Genomic DNA, 20,622 nt, shown 5'->3' with positions numbered 1-20,622 from the left:
GCCGTGGGGTGGCGGGCAGGGGAAGTACTCACGGAGTGAGCCGGCATGTGACGCGCTCCAACGCATGGAGTGATCGGGCTCATAGAGTAATTCGGCTGGGAGGAGTGAGCGGAGAAGAGATGACCGTTGGAAAATTCGGGGATACGGGTGTGGAGAGGTCAACGGACACTGTCTGAGGAGACTGTTTCACCGGAAACGAGGTGTTCGCTGAGTGCCTCAGGCGGGTCGACCAACAGGGGGGAGACCGTGTTTCCGGTGAAACTCAGGCTTCAGATGGGGTGTGGGCTTCCAACGAAGTACGGGCTTCGGTCAAAGTGCGGGCTTCCGTCAAAGTGCGAGCTCTCAGTAGAATAGTAGTTTCCGGTGAAACGCATGTATCGCTCGGCGAGCTGTCGCTCATTTCGCTTGGCGAGCTTTACTCTGATGTAGGATATAAATCCTGTTGTTCTATATCGGTCAGATAGATAACTAAACCGCCCACAGCGAAGTCGCTCCCACCCAAGATAGCCCCATTTCACCGGAAACACGGTGTGTCTCACCGTACGAAACCACAGCGACCGACGTACCGACCTACGGTGTGAGAGAGTCGCGGACCTCATACCGAACGCCGTCTTCACGGAGTCGCGTCGTGTGGCGAGAAAGCTCGTCGGTCGAAACGAGCAACAGCACGTCCAAGCCCCGGAGGGCGGCCTGAGACACGCCCGTCGCCGAACCGAATCGGATGTCCGGCCGGATCCCGGTCCGCGTCGCGAGCGCGTAGGCTTCGGTCCCACCGACCGCGATCAGATCCGCGTCCGCGGCGCGATCCGTGATGACCTCGGGAGACGGCGGGCTCCCTTCGGTCACCGCCGGGACGGACACGACCGTCACCACGCCCGGATCGTACTCGACGACCCCCTCGAAGTCGGTGACGCCGACCGCCTCTCCGGCCTCACCGCCGGTGACGACGACCGCTGTCGCCGATCCCCCCTCCGGGACGGCGTGTAGCACGCCGTCGCGCATCTCCAGCCCGACGTCGTCACCTTCCGCAACCGCGTCGGTCGCCACGGCGGCGTCGACGTCGACGCTTCCCAGAACATCGTCGGACACACGAGACACGAAGTCCGAGAGGGCGTCGGTTCGCGTGATTATCCAGTCGACTCCCTCTTTGGTCACCTCGTACCGACCTCGACCGCGTTTCTCCACGAACCCTCCGTCGACCAAGTCGCGGACGTAGTCGCTCACCGCCTGCGAGGTCACACCGATGACGTCCGCGATCTCTTCTTGGCTCACCGCCGGCTGCCGCGCGGCGATCTCGACGAGAACCCGGTAACGAGTCGCGTCGCGCCTGTTATCCAGCACTCGCGGCCCGGCCGGCTCGTCCGGATCCTCGCTCGTTCCCATACCACCGATGTTGTAGTCGGAAACAAGTAAAATTGGTGTCCCGGCGCCCGCGGTACACCCGGCGAGCTACTCTTGGGCGTCCACGACGGCGACGCTCGCAAGGTTGACGATATCCTTCACCTCGTCGCCACGCTGGAGGACGTGGACCGGCTCGTCCATGCCGACGAGCATCGGTCCGATGGCCTCGGCGCCCCCGAGCCGCTGAAGGAGTTTGTATCCGATGTTCCCGGCCTCAAGGTTCGGGAACACGAGGACGTTGGCCGCCTCGTCAAGTTCGGAGAACTCGTAGGTCCCGTTGAGGATGTCGTCGACGACCGCGGTGTCGGCCTGCATCTCCCCGTCGACCGGGAAGTCGACCACGTCGTCGGACTGTAGGATGTCGACCGCGTCGCGCGGCTTCCGCGTCCCCTCGTTGTCGACGCTCCCGAAGTTCGAGTACGAAAGCATCGCGGCGCGCGGTTCGACGTTGAACCGTCGCGCGAGGTCCGCCGTGTGTCGCGTGACCTCCGCCAGCGTCTCCGCGTCGGGGTCCTGATTGACGGTCGTGTCCGCACAGAATATCACCCGGTTCTTGAAGGTGAGCATGTACACGCCGGCGACGGTGTCCGTGTCGGCCGCCGAACCGACTATCTGGAGGGGCGGCCGGAGCGCGGACGGGTAGTGGTGCGTGAGCCCGGTGAGCATCGCGTCGACGTCGCCGGTTTCTACCATCACGCTCCCGAGGTAGTTGGTGTCCCGTTTGACCAAATCGTCGGCCTCGCGTTTGGTGATCCCCTTGCGCTTTCGGAGCTCGTACAGCCGCTCACCGTATCCGGAGACGTCCCGCTCGTCCGGGTCGACCACCTCGGGGCGGAACGAGAGCCCGAGCTCGGACGCGGTCCGGGAGATGGTGTCGGCGTCGCCGAGCAACACCGGCTCCGCGATCCCCTGCTCGGAGAGCTGGTAGGCCGCGCGGATCATCTTCTCGTCGGTGCCCTCCGCGAGCGCGATCCGCTTCGGGTCGCTTTTCGCCTTGTTCAACACGACCCGCATCATCTCGCGGGACTTCCCCAGGCGAGCCTCGAGGCGCTCGCGGTACTGGTTCAGATCGATCTCCGTCCTGGCCGATCCGGACTCCATCGCCGCCTCCGCGACGCGCGGCGCCACCTCGAACAGCACCCGCGGATCGAGCGGCTTCGGAATGACGTAGTCGGGACCGAACTGGAGCGGGTCGTCGCCGTACGCCTTCACGACCGCGTCCGGAACGTCCTTGCGCGCGAGGTCGGCTAGCGCCTCCGCGGCGGCCGCCTTCATCTCCTCGTTGATCTCGGTCGCACGCACGTCGAGCGCCCCGCGGAACAGGAAGGGGAACCCGAGGACGTTGTTCACCATGTTCGGGTAGTCGGACCGACCAGTCGCCATGATCACTGTGTCGTCCCGGGCGTCCTTGGCGTCCTCGTAGGTGATCTCCGGGTCGGGGTTCGCCATCGCGAAGATGATCGGGTCCGCGGCCATCGAGCGGACCATCTCCTGCGAGACGATACCCCCGACGGAGAGCCCGACGAACACGTCTGCGCCGTCCATGGCGTCCGCGAGATCGCCGTCTTCGACGGGGGTGGCGAACTGGCTTTTGTACTCGTTGACGTCGCCGGCCGCCACCCGCTCTTCGGTGATGATCCCGGAGGAGTCGCACATTGTGATGTTCTCTTCGCGCGCCCCCAGCGAGACGTAGAACCGGGCCGTCGCGATGGCCGACGCGCCGGCGCCGGAGAAGACGATGTCGAGCTCCGAGAGGTCCTTATCGGAGATGTCGACCGCGTTCATCAGCGCCGCGCCGGAGATGATCGCGGTGCCGTGCTGGTCGTCGTGGAACACCGGGATCTCCATCTCCTCGCGGAGCCGCTCCTCGATCTTGAAACACTCCGGGGCCTTGATGTCCTCGAGGTTGATGCCGCCGAACGTCGGCTCCATCGCCTTCACGGCCTCGCAGAACGGGTCGACGGCGTCGATGTCGAGCTCGATGTCGAACACGTCGATGTCGGCGAACCGCTTGAACAGCACCCCCTTCCCTTCCATCACGGGCTTCGAGGCGGCCGCGCCGATGTCACCGAGCCCGAGGACGGCCGAGCCGTTCGAGACGACCGCGACGAGGTTCCCCTTCGCCGTGTACTCGAAGACGGACTCCGGGTCGGCCGCGATATCGCGGCACGGCGCCGCGACCCCGGGGGAGTACGCCAGCGAGAGGTCTCGCTGGGTGTTCGTCGGCTTCGTCGTCTCTATCTCGATCTTTCCGGGCGGCTCCTGCCGGTGATACTCCCGGGCGTCGTCGTCTAGTCCCATGTCTTTCTCCATTCGTGAACGGAGTAAAAAGGTATGCGATGGTGTCGAGTGTGTGATTCGACGTTCGACGATCTTGCGGCGCCCTTCGACGGCATCGAAGTACTTCAACGAGATCTCGATGTGTGTTGGCGTTTCGATGCTCGTCGACAACTTGGATGTCCGTCGACCGCGGAGCCCCGTCGGCGCGTCCTCAGACCGGCCCACCGTCGGCTGGCTCCGAGTCGTCGCTCGCGACGAGCGTCGGCGCCAGCGGAGCCAGCCCCGGAGCGAGCCCGGCGAGCGTCGAGACTTCGTACGCCGTCAGGTACGTCCGCGCCACGATGAGGACGGGGAGCGTCAGCACCGCGACGGCGGCGACCGCACACAGCAGGACGGTCGCGAGCACGATCGCCCCCGCGGTCGTCTCGACCAACGCCGCCACTCCGCCGAGCGGGACCGCGGCGAGCACCAGCACGACGAGGCCGACCGCGGCGACCACCCCGCCGACGGAGGCGACTGCGACGGCCCGGACGATCCCGGCGCTCGCCGCGACGACGGCGTGAACCGCGAGGTAGACCGCGACATCGCTCAGCGACTCGCGGAGCGAGGCCCAAACCGTCCGCCACCCGGCAAGCACCCCGACGTCGCGGGCGACCATCGCCGGCGCGACGAGCTCCAGCGTGAGCCGGGAGCCGACGGTCCCGATCAGCGCTACGCCGCCAGCGGTGACTCCGAGCGCGACGACCGCGACCTCAGAGGCACCGGGTACCCCGCCGACCTCTACGCCCGCCGCGCCCGACACAGCAGAGTCTGCGGCAACGACCGTGAACGCGGCCGCCGGTATCGCGGCGACGACCGCGCCGGCCGTCACGACGGCCGACAGCCCGAGGGCCTGCCGAAACCGTGTACGAAACGGTCGCCAGAGCGCGACTTCCGTCGTCGCGAGCGCGTCGTAGAACGCGAGCCGGAATGCGACCGAACACGTGACGAGCGCGAACGCCGCGACCAGCCCCCCGACCGCGGCCGCGACGAGCAGCGCGTCGTCGAGTCCCGCGACGCGCTCGGCTGCCGGACCGACGATGCGTCCGATCCCCACCGGTCCCGCCCCGACGCCCGTCGAGGTAGATGTCGCCCACCCCACGAGCCCGGCCGTCGAAGCGCCGAGTGACGAGGCACCGACGTACGACGCCGCGGCGCCGCCGCCCGCCATGCCGGCCGCGAGGGCGGCGAGCTTCGCCCATCGGACCGCCTCGAACGGAAAGAGTAACCGTCGCGTCGCGTCGACGGCGCGGTCGACCGCGTCGACGGCGTGCCAGCTCATACCGATCGTTCGCCGGAAGGGATGAAATATGCTGGTACCCGAGCCGCCTGTAGGGAGGTGCCTGTTCCGCGGCCGCCCGTCCCGCGGCCGCCCGTTCCGCGACCGCCCGTCTCGCGAGATCGCACGGCTCGCCCGTATCCCGCGTGGCCACACGCTCGACCCGCAGTCATTTAGGGCGGACGCGACGAAGCCGAACGCATGAAGGTCCGCGGCGAACGCGAGTGCCAGTCCTGTGGCACGCGGTGGTCGTACTACGAGACGGGCTCCGTCGCGTGTCCGAGCTGCGGCGACCTGCGCAGCGTCGGCGTCGACGCCCGGACGGCACACACCGACGCGCCCGTCGCGCTCGACCTCGCGGCGCACCGCGAGCGGTTCGGGAACGCGACCGGGACGCTCCCGCGCTCTGGCGTCGACGAGCTCCAGTCCGACCTCCGAGAGTACTGCCGGAAGCGCGGGTTCATCGACGGCGGGCGTCTCGTGCCGCTCGACGAGACCTACCTCGCTGCCCGAGAGCTGCTGGAGGCGGTCGACTGCTTTGAACGGCTCCGGGACCCGACCGACGCCGATCGCGAGTACCTCCTCGGGCTGCTCGCCGGCGCCGTCGACGGCGAGCGCCCGGCTGCGGGGGAGGTACCGACCGCGCTCCGCGAGGCCCGAGGGATGGCCGCCGTGCGCGCGGTCGAGGCGTACCGCAGCGACGCGCTCGACTTCCTCGACGAACTCGAATCCGGCGCCGGACCGGACGGGGCGGAACGCACCGCCGACGCCGAGGGCGACTCCCCGGCGGTTACCGTCGAAGGAGAGAGCCCCGGCTCTCGGATCGGTCCCGCTCGCGACGCGTTCGAGCGCCTTCGCGACCGCGTCGCGCGCGCCGACGCCCTCGGGGGCGACGTGCCGCCCGCGGCCGCGGACGGGCTCGTGAAGGCGGCCGACGCGCTCGGGACCTACGTGCGGACCGGCGACGAGACGACGCTGACGACCGCCAACCGCCTGATCGACGACGCGAGCGTCGACGACTTCGACCCCGCGGATCGGTGAGATCACCCGGCGTTCACCCGGCCGAACTCGGCGCCGTCACTCCCCGTCCGGCGCGACCACCGCGTTCGAGAGCGTCCCGATCCCCTCGTAGGTGATTTCGACCCGCTCGCCGGGTTCGACGAGCCCGGGATTCGCCGGACTGCCGAACGCGACACAGTCGCCGGGCTCGAACGTGAACCGCTTCGAGAGGTACGAGACGACCTCTCGGGGACCGAACAGCATCAGTTCGGTGTTCGCGTCCTGTCGCACCTCGCCGCCCACGGTAGTCTCGATGTCGATATCCGTCGGGTCCACGTCGGTCTCGATCCACGGGCCCAGCGGCGCCGACCCGTCGAACGCCTTCCGCGCGGTCCGGCCCTGCTGGTCGAGCGCGTCGACATCGTTCAGTATCGTGTAGCCGCGGACGACCTCCGGGACGTCCTCGGGGGCGAGATCCCGGCACCGTTCGTCGAGCACGGCGACAAGTTCGCCGGCGTACGTCAGCTCGTCGGTCCACTCTGGATATCGGATTTCCTCGCCGTGCGCGAGCAGGCTCGTCGGGGGCTTGATGAAGAAATCCGGCACCTCGGGCCGTTCGTAGTCCATCTGGTCGAGCGTCTCGGCGTAGTTCCGGCCGACGCAGTACAGCGCGGTGGGGTCACACGGCGGGAGCAGTCGGCCGTCGCGGCCGACCTCGTACCGGCCGTCGTCGGCGACGACTGTGCCGTCGTCGTATCGGCCAACCACGGGACCGTCCGGCGTGAGCAGTCGAGCGAGTCGCATACAGGCACCTCTGCGCTGCGGTTCGAAAAGGCGTCGGTGGCGGCACGGCCCGGATCAATCGTCGCTGTCCGCCTCGCGACTACCGTCCGCCTCACGACCGGTATCCTCCTCACGACTACCGTCCGCCTCACGACCGGCATCCTCCTCACGACCGCCGTCCCCATCTTCGTCGAGACCGATGACAACGGCCGACCGGATTTCTAGGGCGGCGTCGAACTCCGCCCGGCGACCGCTCCCGGCCCCGAGCCGTTCGACCGCGGCCTCGTGCGCGCGGACGACGGCGTCGCGCTCGCGCTCGGAGAGCCCGACGCGCTCGGCCACCTCGTCCCAGTGGTCCGGCTCAACAAGGAACGTCTCGCGCCCCGGCTCGGCCTCGATCTGCTCGTACCTCCGGCGATACGCGTCGATTCTGGGGCAGAGGTCGGATTGGACGCGCGCGAGGAGCGTCGGCACGCGCGCAGCGGGCACGCTCGCAAGCGCGGTCGTCTTCACCAGCGCCGTCCCCTCGATGGGGTACGTCCCCGGGTCCCGGTCGGCGTCCGCTCCACGACCGTCGACCTCGCCGTCGGCGTTCCCTTTGCGGCCGTCGGCGTCCTCTCCGTGGTCGCCGGACTCGCTGTCGTCGTCGGACATCACCCGCCGGCGCGCATGGCCTTCTGCCGGTATTTCGGGAGGAGGTCACCGAGGGCGTCCGGGTCGCCCGCGAACTCGGCGGTCACCTCCGTGATCTCGATCGCGGCCGCGGCGGTCACCTTCTCGGCGCTGAGGGCCGCCCGCCAGCCGTCGCCCGCCACGCTGGTCGCCTCCGCGGGCTCGTCGGTCCCGACGAGTTCCCCGCCCAAGTTCCTGAGGTAATGGGCGGCGAGCCGCCGAGAGATACCGCGGTACGCGACCGTCTCGCGCTCCCACCCCTCCTCGGCCGGCGGGAGGCCGGAAGCGTCCGCGTCGTCGACCACGTCCTCGGCGGTCGCCGAGCCGTCGTCGCTCATGCGCCCCCCGCGACGGGCGGGAACACGGAGAGCCGGTCCCCGTCCGCCATCGGTGTGTCGAGCCCGTCGAGGTGGAGCACCTCGCGGCCGTTCTTCAGGACGTTGATCTGCGGGGCGAGGTCCCCGTCGGCGATCAGTCGGCCCTCCATCCCCTCGTACTCCGACTCCAGTTCGCGCAGCACGTCGCCGACGGTCGCGGCGTCGGCGAACTCCGCGTTCACCGTCTTCCCGCCGGCGGCCTCGCGAAACGTCGCGAAGAACCGCAGTTCCAGTTCCATACCCGTACGTCGGGTCGCGGCGGGTTAAAAGCGGTCGGCCACGGAAGGCGACGGTCGCTTGGTCACAGGTCGGAGAGGCGAATCCCGTCCTCGACCAGCCGGAAGTTCCGCTCCCGGTCGAGGTCGTCGGCAAGCCACTCGTGGTCGTACAGCTGGCCGATGAGCTCGAGGTAGAGGTTCCGCCACGCGATCGCGTAGATCGGCGACTGCCCCCACGCGCGGAGTTCCGGGACGAACTCGTGGTAGGTGCTCGCCTGCGACTCCATGCGCTCGACCGCGTCGGCGACGACCTCGGCTGCCTCGTCGGGGTCGGCCTCGTCGAGCGCCTCGTTCAGTCGCGACTGGATCCCCGCGATGGCGCGCCGCATGTCCTGCTCGGTGGTCCCCTCCTCCTCCGGAAGCGACTCGATGACGCCCCTCGGCACGCCGAGTTCGATCTCTGGCATGGGATCCCCTCGGGGGAGCGCGCTCAAAAAACCCGCTCACCCGGCAACGACGAGCACGGCGGAACCGGGCGACCGCGGGCCACGGTCGGCGACCGACCACGCGCCGCGGTCCGGAACTAGTCGCGGCTCGACACTGCGGGTCGCCGCGCCCCCTTCCGAGAGCCACGTCCCGGTCGCGTTCCCGACCGCCTCCCGGCTGGCGTCGGGCGACAGCGACGCGGGACCGTCGCCGCGCTGCGGGCCGTAGGCCCCGAACCCGGCGTGGTTGACGCCGTCGAGTTTCACGATCCGCGCGTCCGCCGGGAGGTTCGCCCGCGACGCGCGCTCCCGTTCGGCGTCGATCACGCCGTCCGCGCCGCCGAGCACCGAGAGCACGTCAAGGCCGCTGTCGGAGACGTCGCGGTCGCAGTACGCGGCGTGGAGGACGAGCGCCTCGTAGGCCGCGGCGTTCTCGGCGGCGTGCCGGCAGGCCATGGCACCGCCGAGCGAGTGGCCGCCGACGGCCCAGACGCCGACCTCCGGGTGACGCTCGCGCACGCGATCGGCACGGTCCGGCGCGAGGACGGCGAGGTTGAGGGGAGCGTCCACCACGACGACGAGCGCGACCCGGTCGGACGCGGCGACGATCTCGGCGGCGGTGGGGACGTAGCTCTCGTGAGCCACCCGCGCGCCGGGGTAGTAAACGAGTCCGACGGTCGACGCCGTCACCGGTCCGTCGCGGACCGCGGTCCCGACCGCCGTCCGGTCGACGGTTATGTCCGGGTCCGCCTCGACCGCCGCAACCGCGTCCGCGTCCGGTCCCATACCGGCAGCGAAGTACGCGGCGGCGCCGCCGACGACGATCGCGACGAAGAGGACGATCGCACCGCCGGCGACCGCGAGCCGCCGGGGTCCGGGGAGTCGGTGAGCGATCCCCTCCGCTTCCCTCACGGCGTCGGCGCGGCCTTCTGGAGGGCCGTCTCGGCGATGTTCCCGCCGTAGTCGGCCGACCGGAGGACCGAGTCGACGACGAGCCCGAGCAGTTGCGCGCGGGTGGGGTCGAGGTCGCGGAGGACCTCGTCGATGGACCTGACGCGCTCGTCGATCGCTCTGACGCCGGTTCTCGCCTCGTTCGCTCGTCGGGTAGCCGCCTCGGTGTCGTCGTCGAACAGCGCGTCCATCGCGGTGTCGATCACGTCGACCGCGTCGCCGTGGAGGTCGTTCACCGCCTCCACGACGTCGTCGGGAAGCGGGTCCTCGATGTTCAGGGTCAGGTGCGCGATCTTCGTCGCGTGGTCGCCGATCCGCTCTAACTGGCGAGCGCTGGAGTGGTAGTCGAAACACTCCTCGCGGGGGAGCCCGAGCTCCTCGGCCGCCTTCGGCGTTCGCAGCGTCGCGCGGAAGATCCGCGAGACCACGAGCCACAGCCGGTCGAGGTCGTCGTCGCGGCCGATCACGTCGCGCGCGAGGTCGTGGTCGCGGTCGGCGAGCGCGGTGATCGCGTCTTCGAGCATCGACAGCGAGATCAGCCGCATCCGCGTGACCGCGTTGTGGATCGAAAGCTCGGAGGAGTCGAGGAGGTCCTGGACGACGACGCGGTCCCGCGTCTCCTCTAACACCTCTAGGCCGACGAGACTCTGGACCGCGTCGCGGATCGTCGAGCGCTGCTCGGTGGTGATCTCGGCCGCCTCCAGTTCGATGACGTCGAAGCCGCTGACGTACATCGTCGTCACCGCCCGCTGGAGTGCCTGCCCGGACAGGTCCGCGATGTCGAGCGTCCCCCGCATCCGCTCGTCCTCCGACCGCGGGGTGAGAAACAGGGAGTCGCCGTCGGGGTGGAACTCGATCTCCGTCCCGGCCTCGACGTCGTTCTCAGTCGCCCACGTCTTCGGAATCGAGACGGTGTACGTCGAGCCGCCGGTGACTTGGACCTTCCGCGTTTCCATACCCGACCCTCCGGAGCGGAACACCTTAATTTTGATCAAAATATATACTGCCGAACACCGAGCGAGACGTCTGTCGTCAAATAGCCCGCAAAACGGCAGTGGAGAATGCCTAGGGCCGATAAATAGAGAAGTAATTTTACTATATATACCTACACTTCAGTATGGATACGACCGGCGTGTTTTCTCGGTGTCGTCTCAGACCACGCGGTTACGGAGTTCGTCGCCGGCGTTCAACCGCGCGACGTTGTCGGCGAGGATATCCGCGACGCGTTCGTAGTACTCGGGGGTGTGGCCGGCGTTGTGCGGCGTGATCGTCGCGTTCGACAGCCCCCACAGCGGGTGGTCCTCCGGCAGCGGCTCCGGGTCGGTGACATCCAGCGCCGCGCCGCGGATACGGTTGTTCCGGAGCTCCGTTACCAAGGCGTCCGTGTCGACGATTGGCCCCCGAGCGATGTTGACGAGGACGGCGTCGGCCCGCATCGTCCTGAGCGCGTCGGCGTCGACCAGCCCCCGCGTCGTCTCCGTGAGTGGACAGGCCAAGACGACGTACTCCGCCCCGGTGACGGCCTCGTGAAACTCGTCGAATCCGTACACCTCGTCGGTCGGCCCGCCCTTCTCCGGAGAGTAGCGGACGCCGACGGTGTCGACGTCGAACGCCTCTAAGCGGTCGACGACGGCCCGTCCAATGGCGCCGAGCCCGACCACGGAGACGGTCGAGTCGTACAACTCCGTCGTCTCGTAGGTGCGCCACTCCCGGCGGGTCTGCTGCCGGTACGCCCGGTGGAACTGTCGCGCGTGCGCGATCATCGAGCCGACGACGTGTTCGGCGATGTTCGGCCCGTGGACGCCCGAAGCGTTCGTCACGGCGATTCCGTGGTCCGCGAGCAGGTCGCGCGGCAGGTGGCCCGTCCCCGCGAACACGCAGGCGAACAGCTCCAGCTCCTCCGCGGCGGCGAGCAGCTCCTCGTCGACGTTGAGCCCGACGGCGACCCGCGCCGTCCGGATCAGCTCCAGTTCCTCCGCGGGCGTTCGCGCTCGCGCGACCGTCGCGTCGGGGAGCCGCTCGCGGATCGCCGACGCCAGTTCGTCGGGGCCCAGCCCGTGGATCGTCTGTCGAAGCACCAAGACGTCTGGATCGCTCATGGGGGCTGTCTCGCCGGGACCGATAAAAATGGTGTCAGTCGCTTGGTGACCGGCGGAGCGCCGAACCCCGTCGGGGCGGGCTACGACAGCGCCGCGTCGAACGCCGCCCGGAGGTCCGCCTTCATGTCGTCGACGTGTTCGATCCCCACCGACACCCGGATGAGGCCGTCGGTGAGCCCGGCCGCGATCCGCTCCTCACGCGGGATGGCAGCGTGGGTCATCGCGGCGGGCTGCTCGATCAGGCTCTCGACGCCGCCGAGCGACTCCGCGAGGGTGAACACCTCCGTCTCGCTTACGGCCGTCGACGCCTCTTCGAGGGTGCCGTCCAGCTCGAACGACAGCATGCCGCCGAAGTCGTCCATCTGCGCGGCCGCCAGCTCGTGGTCGGGGTGCGACTCCAACCCGGGGTAGTAGACGCGCTCGACCGCGTCGTGTCTCTCCAGCCACTCCGCGAGCGCCATCGCGTTCTCGCAGTGTCGGTCCATCCGGACGGGGAGCGTCTTCGTCCCGCGGAGGACGAGGAACGCGTCGAACGGGCCGGGCGTCGCGCCGACGGAGTTCTGGTAGAAGCCGAGCCGCTCGTCCAGTTCCTCGTCGTCGACGATCAGGGCGCCGCCGATGGTGTCCGAGTGCCCGCCGAGGTACTTCGTCAGCGACTGGGAGACGATGTCGGCGCCGTGTTCGAGCGGGCGCTGGAGGTACGGCGTCGCGAACGTGTTGTCGACCGCGCAGAGCGCGTCGCCCTCGTGGGCGATGTCGGCGAGCGCGCCGATGTCGTTGACGTTCATCAGGGGGTTCGTCGGCGTCTCGACCCAAACCAGCTCGGTCTCCTCGCGCATCGCCGCCCGGACCGCATCGTGGTCGGTCGTGTCGACGAACGTGGTGTCGATGTCGTACTCGTCGTACACCTGCGTGAGGATGCGGTGGGTCCCCCCGTACACGTCGTCGCCGGCGACGACGTGGTCGCCAGCCGAAAGCAGGTTGAGGACGGTGTTGATCGCCCCCATGCCGGAGGAGAAACAGCGCGCGTGGCTGCCCGACTCCAGCGAGGCGAGGTTCGCCTCCAGGTCGCTCCGCGTCGGGTTCCCGGTCCGGCTGTACTCGTAGCCGCGGTGGTCGCCCGGCCTGTCCTGCTCGTAGGTGGAGTTCGCGTGGATCGGGGTCATCAACGCCCCCGTTTCCGGGTCGGGCTCCTGTCCGGCGTGGATCGCGAGGGTCTCGAACCGGTGCTCATCGGGGGCGCCGGCGTCAGGGTCGCTACCGGCGTCGTCACCGTCGCCGCCGTTCTCGGGTGTATCGCTCATGGATACGCGTCGTCGCCGAGGAAAGTGATTCTTCCCATTCGGGCGGCCGGGGAGGTAGCGACGCGCCGCTCAGAGAAGGAGACGCGCCGCTCGCGGTGATGATGGATGCTCGGTCAGGGATTTGAACCCTGGTCGTCGGCTGACTTCCGAACCGGCGCCGAGGCGCCGCGTCCGCCGAAAGGCCAACATGATTGGCCGGACTACACCAACCGAGCGTGAACGATGCTTACGTCGGGGACAATTTAACTCTTCTCAACTCCCCGCAGCGTGCGACGGTGACGCACGCAGTCGGTGCGGAGGCGAAACCGTTACTCGTCGACGTCGACGCGCTCGATCTCGACGGCCTCGCGGGGGTCGTCGTTGCGCCCGGTCGGCACGCCGCCGATCTCCTCGACGACGTCCATCCCGTCGATGACATGCCCGAAGACGGCGTGCTTGCCGTCGAGGTGCGGGGTCGCGTCGAGCGTGATGAAGAACTGCGAGCCGTTCGTGTTCGGGCCGGAGTTCGCCATCGACAGGATCCCGGGTCCGTCGTGGGTGAGGTCGTCGTGGAACTCGTCGTCGAACTCGTAGCCGGGACCGCCGCGGCCGTTCTCCATCGGGTCGCCGCCTTGGATCATGAAGTCGTCGATGACGCGGTGGAAGACGATGCCCTCGTACAGCGAGTCGCCGCGGACCTCGCCGCTCTTGGGGTCCTCCCACGTGTTCGTCTCGGGCGCGGGCTCCGCGTCGGCCGCGGGGTCGTGACGCGCCAGCCCGAGGAAGTTCTCGACCGTCTTCGGCGCGCGATCGGCGAAGAGCTCGACGACGATGTCGCCGTGGTTGGTCTGAAGCGTCACCTGCGGGTTGTCGGGATCGGAAACCTCTCGTGCCATGTCCACAAGGAAGGGCGCCCGTCGGAAAACCCTGCCCATCCGCGCGGGTCGTCCCCGGCCGCGAACACCGCAGTTATAAGCGAACGCCGCGGACGCGTCGACATGAGTTCGACCGCGGTCCTGACCGTCGCCGCGCTCGTCGTCGGGGTGACGGTCGGCGCGCTGTTCGCATTCCTCCGCGTTCCGATCCCCGCGCCCCCGGAGCTGCCGGGCGTGATGGCGATCGTCGGCATCTACCTCGGTTTCAAGCTCGTCGGCTACGCCGGCGTCGGGTTCGACCTGCTGGACGCGCTCGGGCTGTGACGCCCCCGCCCCGGACCACCGACGGCCGGTATCGTTTTCCGGCGGGCGCGAGCAGTACCGCGCATGTACGACCAGATCCTCCTCCCCGTCGCACCCGGCGGCGAGGCGAACGACGCGATCCCGCACGCGGCCAGCCTCGCCGAGCGATACGGCGCGACCGTCCACGTCGTCTCGGCCGCCGACACCGCGGTCGACACGCTCGCCGGGCCGCGGACGGGCGCGTTCTCCGACCGCCTCGTCGACGCGGCCGAGGAGCGGGTGGAAGCGGTGACCGCGGAGCTGGAGGAAGCCGGCGTCGAGACGGTCGGCGACGTCGTCCGCGGCGAGCCGCTGGACGTCATCGAGAACGCGATCGAGGACGGCGCCGACCTCGTCGTCATGCCGAGCCACACTCGACAGGGGATCCGACGGCTGCTCCTCGGGAGCGTCACCGAGAAGGTCGTCCGCGTCGCGTCGGTACCGGTGGTGACCGTTCCGATGACCGAGCCGACGGACGAAGGGGATCGGGAGCCGGCGGATCAGGCGGATCGAGAGCCGGCCGACGACGGCGACGCGACGGGCGGACGCGGAGCGTCGGACGGGCAGTGACGGCCGCGCCGAGCGAACGCCCATGACGGACGCGTCGAACGGTCTCGAGACCGTCACGCGCGCCTTCCGGGTCGCGTACGACGGGCGAGAGTACGCCGGCTTCCAGCGACAGCCGCACGCCGAGACGGTGGCGGACGCGCTCCTCGAAGCGCTCGCGGACCACGGCGTCGTCCAGCGCGGCGACGGGGCGACCCACGCCACGCCCCCCGGCTACGCCGCGGCCGGGCGGACCGACGCCGGCGTCTCGGCGGTGGCCCAGACCGTCGCCTTCGAGGCGCCGACGTGGCTCACCCCCCGCGCGTTCAACGGGCACTTACCGGGATCCGTCCGCGTGTGGGCCGCCGCCGACGTCGGAGAGGAGTTCCACGCGACGCACGACGCGGTCCGCCGGACCTACCGGTACCACCTCTACGCCCCCGCGGTCGACGGGGGCGGTTCGACCGACGCCGCGCGATCGGATCCCGAACACGCGGTCGACGACGACCGACTCCGGGACGCGCTCGCGCGGTTCGACGGCGAACACGACTTCCACAACCTGACGACAGACGAGACTGGCACGGTCCGCGACCTCGACGCGCGGGCGACCCGCGCGGGCGACGCGCTCGTCGTCGAACTCTCGACGGACGGGTTCCCGCGGGCGCTCGTCAGGCGGGTCGTCGCCGCGGTCCGGGCCGTGGGTCGCGGAACGGCCGACCCCGCATGGATCGAACGGCTGCTCGCCGCCGACCCGATCCCCGGCGAGCGGGGGGTCGGCCCCGCGCCGCCCGAACCGCTCGTGCTGTGGGACGTGCGCTACCCCGACGTGACGTTCGAGGTCGACCGCGAGGCCGCCCGGAGCGCGCGGGTCGCATTCGGCGAGCGACACCGCGACGCGCGTCACGCCGCCGCCGCCACCGGCGCGGTCCGCGACAGGCTGTTCTCGGCCGCCGAAGAAGAGTGAGCTCGGCGGCCGTGGAGGGACGATCCGGACCGCCGAGGCCGCGGCCGTCAGGCCGCCGATCCGCCCGCCGGCGTCTCCATGCCGTCGACGCGGACCAGCAGGGTGTTGCCGTCGACGTTCGTCGCGTCGACCACGCCAGAGAGCCGCAGCCCGGTGGCGGGCGTCGGCCCGACGGTCACGTGGTCTCCCGCGTCGAACGGGCCGACGGGACCGCGGATCACGAGTTCGGCGCGACACAGTTCCGGATTGGCGACGCTCGACAGGTCTATCTCAGCGACGGTGACGTCCTCGACGGGGATGCCCTCGCGCTCCACCGGGGTCGTCGCGGCGTCGTCTAGCCGCTCGATGTCGAGGGCGTCGTACGCCCCGTCGGTCGGGATGTATCCGCCGTCCGGCCCGGCGACGCCCTCGACGAGTCCGAGGGTCCGGAGGCTACCCATCCGGTTCCGGACCGTCCCCGGGTTGCGGTCGATCGCGTCAGCGATCTCTCGCCCCTGTACTGGGTCGTCCCCTCCTTCCGCGAGGTTCACGAGCGCAGTGAGCACCCGGCTTTGACTTGAACTCAACTCGATTTCTGACATACACAATTCGATGCGCAACTTCCTGATAAATGTTGGTATATAACGTCATTATATGCTTACGAGACCAACTAAACCGTGTTATTTCTGGAAAGTACTGCGATTACTACCTCAGATATGCGGTAACGGAAAAACAACCTCTCGCTAGATACTATTCTCGAATATTTTTAATTCTCGTCCCAGTTGAAGTTCTTTATTTTTGTAATTATGGTCGATTGTGCGCTGTTCAGAGTAACTTTGTACTAATTCCTTATACTATCTACACCGCAGGTATTTACCGCCGAAGCCGGAAGCGGCGGGCAACTGATGACGAATCAACGCGACGTTTGTCACCGCTCGCAGGGACACCCCGTCACTCCGCGACGGCTCACCGGCGGTGTAAATCGGCAGAGAACGCGGACGAGGGACCGAGCGGAGGGCGTCGATGGCTGACCGCGAGTCGGCGTTCGAGTCCGACCGGGCCGTCTCGGCCGGTCGGTCGGCGGAGGCGGGTGCCCGACAAGTGACTCGGTCCGATCCGAGCTCCGAGTCGCTGCCTCGCGCGCTGCTCCCGGACCGGGACCCCGCGGTCGAACGCGACCGCGTCCGGTCGTTCCTCGCCGAGCGGGTCGACGCCGCGGCCGCCGACGGCGTCGTGGTGAACATGAGCGGCGGGCTCGACTCGACGGTGACCGCCGCGCTCGCCGTGGAGGCGCTCGGTCCCGAGCGCGTGTACGGGCTGATACTCCCGTGTAACAAGGTCGGCGCGCCCCACGCACGGGACGCCGAGGCGCTCGCGGCGGCGCTGGGTATCGAACACGACACGGTTCACCTCCAGCCGCTGTTCGCGCAGTTCGGCGCGGTCGTCCCCGATCGCTTCGACCTCCACGACGAACCGGTCCGATCGGGGAACGCGGTCGCTCGGCTCCGGATGACCGTCGCCTACCTCGCCGCCAACGCGACGAACCGCCTCGTCTGCGGCACCGCCAACCGGAGCGAACTGCTCTTAGGCTACCTGACGAAACACGGTGACGGCGCGGCCGACGTGTTCCCGCTGGGACACCTGTACAAGTCTGGCGTCCGTGCCCTCGCGGCCGAACTCGACGTGCCGGAGTTCGTCGTCGAGAAGCCACCGACGGCCGGGTTCCTCCCGGGCCAGCGGGACGCCGACGACCTCGGGGCGCCCTACGAGGTCGTGGACCCCGTCCTCCACCTCGGCGTCGACCGCGGACTGGATTCCGAGTCGGTCGCCGAGCGAATTGCGGCGACCGTCGCCGAGGTCGACCGAACTGCGGACGACGACAGCGGCGAGGGCTCCGCTGCCGCCGTACTCGCCGGGATCGACCGCGACCTCGTCGCGGACCTGCTCGCCCGCCACCGCGCGACGGCGCACAAGCGACTCCCGCCGCCGACGCCGGACGGGGACATGGAGTGAGCGAGCGGTCGGGACCGGCCTACGCCGCCCCGTTCAGTCCCAGTCGCTCGGCCAGAGGTCGGCCGCGCGCATCCCCGTCTCGAAGTCGGCCTCGCGGAAGGCGGTCACGAGTTCGTCGCGGTCGAGGCGGGGGAGGTCGCGCTCGGGCGCCGCGAACTCGGCGACGAGCAGGGCGGTCAGCATCGCGTGTTCGCGGACGTTCCGGTCGTCGACCTTGTCGCGGGTGTCCGCGTGGGTGTGGCCCCACCCGCGCCCGCGGTCGCCGGAGTCGCTGTGGAGCTGGAGCGCCGGTACGCCGCGGCGCACGAACGGCCACTGGTCGGAGAACGGGTGCGGCTGCGCGTCGACCTCGATCGGCTGGCGCGTCGCGGCCGACACCGCTTCGGCCACCGACGCGGCCGCCGTGGAGGCGTGTGCGAGCGCGATCAGGTCGCGGAACCGTCCCGCGCCGTCGACGTTGACCACGCCCTTCACGGAGTCCGGATCCACGCGCTCGGCGAGGTGTTCCGCGCCGAGCAGGCCGACCTCCTCGGCGCCGACCGCGACGACATCGACGCCGAGCGGGAGGTCGGCGCCCGCGATGATCTCGGCCGCGGTCGCGACCGTCGCGATGCCGCAGCCGTTGTCGAGCGCCCCCTCCGCGATGTCGTGGGCGTCGTAGTGAGCGAGCAGGAGGACGCGCTCGTCGGTGTCCGGACCGGCGCGACCGATCACGTTGCGGCTCTCGCCCGGCGTCGTCGACGCCTCGACCGACAGCTCGGCCTGCGCGACGGCGCCGGAGCCGCTCGGTCCGGCCCCCCCGCCACCGACCGCGTACTCGCGGAGCCACGCGCCGGTCTCCTTCGAAACGCCGACCGCGACCGCCTCGGCCTCCTCGCCGAACGTGAGCGACCCGGTCGGCGGCAGCTGCCCGTCGAGGTGGTTGACGAACACGAAGCCGACCGCGCCCGCGTCGACCGCGTAGCCGAACTTCTCCATGCGATGGACGAACCGCCCGCCCTCCGGGGTGGTCGTCGAAGCGACCGCGATCCGGCCCGCCACGTCGCGCTCGTCGATCTCCGCCGGGGTGCCGTACCCAACGTCGACGAGTTCGCCCGAGACGCTGCCCCCCGGCGAGTACGGGAGCGCGAGGGCTTCGAACGACCGCGTGGTCGGCTCGCCGTCCCGACCGGAGACGGTCACGTCGAGCGACGCCGACCCGCGCTCCCACGCCGGGAGGTCGAACGGCTCCGTGCGAACGTCCGCGAGCCCCGCGCGCTCGAAGGCGTCGGCGACGAGGTCGGCGCCCCGGGCCTCGCCCTCGCTGCCGGCCATCCGGCTCCCGATCGCCGTGAGGTCGGTGAGGAACCGCCACGGCTCGTCGTCGGTCCACGTCGATCCGAACGCGGGGGCGAGTTCCGCGGCGCGGTCGCGCACACGGTCGACCGCGTCGGTTCGCCTCTCGGTTGCTGCGTCCTCGGCCATGGGCGTGCCTCCGTCGGTGACGGCTTAAGACTGTGGCTCGCGGCACTGGGCGGCGGCGAAGTGAGCCCCGCCCGGTGAAACGCTACGTTCAAGTGGGACGGTCGGGTATCTCGATTTGAGCACCGTTGGTCCAGTGGTAGGACATTAGCTTCCCAAGCTAATAGCCCGGGTTCAATTCCCGGACGGTGCATCCGGACGCTTACGCGGCTGTCTTCCGCATTTCCCGCGGCGCTACAGCGTGAAATGGGTCACTGAAGCAGTACGGTAACACCGATACTCTCCTGTTTGGCCCCGTACCGAACGATCACTTCCTCTCCGGGCACTGATCCCGGGTTATAGCGCATTTATACACACGTTCGTTTAAAAATAACCGACCGCGGATCTGCGGTGAACACCTCCAAAGTCCCAACCGGGAGGACGACGCACGCTCGCTTCGCTCGTTCCTGCGGCGCTTGCGTCGCCTGCGTCGTCCTCCCGGCTGCCCCTTTGAGATCCCCCGCACCGCACCCCTCGCCGACCTCGTCAGTCGCCCTCCGCGTTGCTCCGGGCGAGTGACTCCCTCGCACGCGCTCCTCGCGGCCGCCGGTGCGGCCACTCGGAGGCGCGCGCTACCGCGGTACTCCGGACATGTATAAGCAATCGCCGCGGCGACGCGTGTCGGTTTAGATACCTCGTCGCCCGGGCCGCTCAGAAGATGTTCGCCTGGTCGTACACTGAGATGCCGGTGTCGGTGATGTCGTACGGCTTCGTCTCGCGGGAGTGGTTCGCGTCGCGGATCTTCTGGATCTCGACTGCGAGCCGCGTCTCGCGGAAGTCCGACGCGCGGACGTACTGGAGGACGAAGACGGCGTCCGTCAGGTACTCCACGATCCCGTGTCTGGACGCGTACTGCGTCTCCTCGCTCGCCTCCGATGTGAGCAGGGTCGTCACGCCCGCCTCCTTGAGCGAGCGCGTGAAGCCGAACACTTCCGAGCGGCGCTTCGCGGGGTGGTCGTACATCATCTCCAGCAGCGAGACGGAGTCGAGCACCAGCCGGTCCGCCTCGAACTCGGCGATGAGCCGGACGAGGTCGTTCCGGATCGACGACAGCGAGTTGGCCATCTCGATCGGGTCGATGGCGACGACCGCGAGGCGGTCCTCGGCCGCGTGCTCGCGGAACGACCACCCCTTCTCGGCCGCCGTGTCGAGGATCGACTCCCGGGTCTGTTCGAGCGTGATGTAGATCCCCTTCTCCCCCGATTCGAGCGCGTGGTTGAGGAACTGGAGCGCGAACGTCGTCTTCCCGGTTCCGGCGCCGCCGATGACCGACAGCAGCGACCGGCTGGGGACGCCCCCGAGGATCATGTCGTCGAGCCCCTCGATCCCGATGTCGGTCCGCTCGATCTCCGACTCGAACTCCTCCGGGTCGACGTCGAAGTCGGTCGTTCCGCCGCCGCCCGCCTCGCCGCCGAGGTCCCCGAACCCGAAGTCGTCGTCGCCGGCGCTCGCGGCGCCGCGGTAGCCGCGAGCGCCGGCGACGACGACTTCGGGTTCGGGGACCTCGGCGGCGAGGCGGGCGGCGGCGGAACGACCG

The 20,622-nt window shown here is 69.3% G+C and carries 21 protein-coding genes and 2 tRNA genes; 6 read left to right on the top strand and 17 right to left on the bottom strand.

The window, feature by feature from the left end:
• Nucleotides 1-570 precede the first annotated feature (570 nt).
• The 3 genes from EXE52_RS17525 to EXE52_RS17515 all read right to left on the bottom strand — a co-directional run bounded on the left by EXE52_RS17525 (nucleotide 571) and on the right by EXE52_RS17515 (nucleotide 5,002).
• On the bottom strand, nucleotides 571-1,383 hold the full coding sequence (locus tag EXE52_RS17525; protein WP_089308806.1) for a MarR family transcriptional regulator: 813 nt from the start codon (nucleotides 1,381-1,383) through the stop codon (nucleotides 571-573).
• Nucleotides 1,384-1,449: 66 nt separating this feature from the next.
• The gene (locus tag EXE52_RS17520) at nucleotides 1,450-3,702 is read right to left on the bottom strand and encodes an NADP-dependent malic enzyme (RefSeq protein ID WP_089308805.1); all 2,253 of its coding nucleotides are present in this window, start codon (nucleotides 3,700-3,702) and stop codon (nucleotides 1,450-1,452) included.
• 190 nt (nucleotides 3,703-3,892) lie between these two features.
• Nucleotides 3,893-5,002: a hypothetical protein gene (locus EXE52_RS17515; RefSeq protein ID WP_089308804.1), complete on the bottom strand. Its 1,110-nt coding sequence runs from the start codon at nucleotides 5,000-5,002 to the stop codon at nucleotides 3,893-3,895.
• 198 nt (nucleotides 5,003-5,200) lie between these two features.
• On the opposite strand from EXE52_RS17515, the gene EXE52_RS17510 reads away from it, so the two are divergent.
• Nucleotides 5,201-6,040 (top strand): hypothetical protein, encoded by an 840-nt coding sequence (locus EXE52_RS17510; protein WP_089308803.1) that lies wholly within the window; start codon nucleotides 5,201-5,203, stop codon nucleotides 6,038-6,040.
• A 36-nt stretch (nucleotides 6,041-6,076) separates the two neighbouring features.
• Here the strand turns inward: EXE52_RS17510 and EXE52_RS17505 are convergent, their stop codons facing one another.
• The 11 genes from EXE52_RS17505 to EXE52_RS17455 form a co-directional block, all read right to left on the bottom strand.
• Complete coding sequence (locus EXE52_RS17505) at nucleotides 6,077-6,802, bottom strand: fumarylacetoacetate hydrolase family protein (protein ID WP_049932632.1); 726 nt, start codon at nucleotides 6,800-6,802, stop codon at nucleotides 6,077-6,079.
• A gap of 54 nt (nucleotides 6,803-6,856) precedes the next feature.
• A complete protein-coding gene (locus tag EXE52_RS17500; RefSeq protein ID WP_089308802.1) occupies nucleotides 6,857-7,435 on the bottom strand; it encodes a hypothetical protein in 579 nt (192 codons plus the stop codon).
• Nucleotides 7,435-7,791, bottom strand: coding sequence for a hypothetical protein (locus EXE52_RS17495; protein ID WP_049932631.1), 357 nt, complete (start codon nucleotides 7,789-7,791; stop codon nucleotides 7,435-7,437). The genes EXE52_RS17500 and EXE52_RS17495 overlap by 1 nt, the downstream gene beginning before the upstream one ends.
• Complete coding sequence (locus tag EXE52_RS17490) at nucleotides 7,788-8,069, bottom strand: ubiquitin-like small modifier protein 1 (protein ID WP_049932629.1); 282 nt, start codon at nucleotides 8,067-8,069, stop codon at nucleotides 7,788-7,790. The genes EXE52_RS17495 and EXE52_RS17490 overlap by 4 nt, the downstream gene beginning before the upstream one ends.
• Nucleotides 8,070-8,131: 62 nt before the next feature.
• Nucleotides 8,132-8,515 (bottom strand): hypothetical protein, encoded by a 384-nt coding sequence (locus tag EXE52_RS17485; RefSeq protein WP_089308801.1) that lies wholly within the window; start codon nucleotides 8,513-8,515, stop codon nucleotides 8,132-8,134.
• A 36-nt stretch (nucleotides 8,516-8,551) separates the two neighbouring features.
• The gene (locus EXE52_RS17480) at nucleotides 8,552-9,445 is read right to left on the bottom strand and encodes an alpha/beta hydrolase (RefSeq protein WP_089308800.1); all 894 of its coding nucleotides are present in this window, start codon (nucleotides 9,443-9,445) and stop codon (nucleotides 8,552-8,554) included.
• Nucleotides 9,442-10,440, bottom strand: coding sequence for a phosphate uptake regulator PhoU (locus tag EXE52_RS17475; RefSeq protein WP_049932625.1), 999 nt, complete (start codon nucleotides 10,438-10,440; stop codon nucleotides 9,442-9,444). The genes EXE52_RS17480 and EXE52_RS17475 overlap by 4 nt, the downstream gene beginning before the upstream one ends.
• A 195-nt stretch (nucleotides 10,441-10,635) precedes the next feature.
• Entirely contained in the window at nucleotides 10,636-11,583 is a 948-nt protein-coding gene (locus EXE52_RS17470) for a D-2-hydroxyacid dehydrogenase (RefSeq protein ID WP_049932624.1), read from the bottom strand.
• A gap of 80 nt (nucleotides 11,584-11,663) precedes the next feature.
• Nucleotides 11,664-12,887, bottom strand: coding sequence for a cystathionine gamma-synthase (locus EXE52_RS17465; RefSeq protein WP_086216657.1), 1,224 nt, complete (start codon nucleotides 12,885-12,887; stop codon nucleotides 11,664-11,666).
• 106 nt (nucleotides 12,888-12,993) lie between these two features.
• Nucleotides 12,994-13,102, bottom strand: a tRNA-Glu gene (locus EXE52_RS17460).
• A 93-nt stretch (nucleotides 13,103-13,195) separates the two neighbouring features.
• Complete coding sequence (locus EXE52_RS17455) at nucleotides 13,196-13,762, bottom strand: peptidylprolyl isomerase (protein WP_049932621.1); 567 nt, start codon at nucleotides 13,760-13,762, stop codon at nucleotides 13,196-13,198.
• A 102-nt stretch (nucleotides 13,763-13,864) separates the two neighbouring features.
• Between EXE52_RS17455 and EXE52_RS17450 the strand changes: the two genes are divergently transcribed.
• From EXE52_RS17450 to truA, 3 genes are all read left to right on the top strand, one after another.
• The gene (locus EXE52_RS17450; RefSeq protein WP_086216656.1) at nucleotides 13,865-14,065 is read left to right on the top strand and encodes a XapX domain-containing protein; all 201 of its coding nucleotides are present in this window, start codon (nucleotides 13,865-13,867) and stop codon (nucleotides 14,063-14,065) included.
• Nucleotides 14,066-14,128: 63 nt separating this feature from the next.
• Nucleotides 14,129-14,653: a universal stress protein gene (locus EXE52_RS17445; protein WP_049932617.1), complete on the top strand. Its 525-nt coding sequence runs from the start codon at nucleotides 14,129-14,131 to the stop codon at nucleotides 14,651-14,653.
• A gap of 22 nt (nucleotides 14,654-14,675) precedes the next feature.
• Complete coding sequence (gene truA / locus EXE52_RS17440; protein ID WP_089308799.1) at nucleotides 14,676-15,593, top strand: tRNA pseudouridine(38-40) synthase TruA; 918 nt, start codon at nucleotides 14,676-14,678, stop codon at nucleotides 15,591-15,593.
• A gap of 47 nt (nucleotides 15,594-15,640) precedes the next feature.
• On the opposite strand, the gene EXE52_RS17435 is transcribed toward truA, so the two are convergent.
• Nucleotides 15,641-16,174, bottom strand: a complete 534-nt coding sequence (locus EXE52_RS17435) for an Rrf2 family transcriptional regulator (protein WP_049932615.1) — start codon at nucleotides 16,172-16,174, stop codon at nucleotides 15,641-15,643.
• Between the two features lie 421 nt (nucleotides 16,175-16,595).
• Here EXE52_RS17435 and nadE point away from each other — a divergent pair, with 421 nt between their 5' ends.
• Nucleotides 16,596-17,585 carry an NAD(+) synthase gene (gene nadE / locus EXE52_RS17430; RefSeq protein WP_089308798.1) on the top strand — a complete coding sequence of 330 codons (990 nt, stop codon included), beginning with the start codon at nucleotides 16,596-16,598 and terminating at the stop codon, nucleotides 17,583-17,585.
• A 33-nt stretch (nucleotides 17,586-17,618) separates the two neighbouring features.
• On the opposite strand, the gene EXE52_RS17425 is transcribed toward nadE, so the two are convergent.
• Entirely contained in the window at nucleotides 17,619-19,049 is a 1,431-nt protein-coding gene (locus EXE52_RS17425; protein WP_089308797.1) for a M28 family metallopeptidase, read from the bottom strand.
• Between the two features lie 119 nt (nucleotides 19,050-19,168).
• Here EXE52_RS17425 and EXE52_RS17420 point away from each other — a divergent pair.
• A tRNA-Gly gene (locus EXE52_RS17420) sits at nucleotides 19,169-19,239 on the top strand.
• Nucleotides 19,240-19,736: 497 nt separating this feature from the next.
• On the opposite strand, the gene EXE52_RS17415 is transcribed toward EXE52_RS17420, so the two are convergent.
• Nucleotides 19,737-20,622: KaiC domain-containing protein (locus tag EXE52_RS17415; RefSeq protein WP_241988293.1), on the bottom strand; the 886-nt coding region annotated here is incomplete at its 5' end.

Source organism: Halorubrum sp. CGM4_25_10-8A (genome assembly GCF_005435025.1).
Lineage (GTDB): Archaea > Halobacteriota > Halobacteria > Halobacteriales > Haloferacaceae > Halorubrum > Halorubrum ezzemoulense.
Note: the sequence above shows the minus strand (reverse complement) of the source record. Positions and strands in the feature narration are given on the sequence as shown.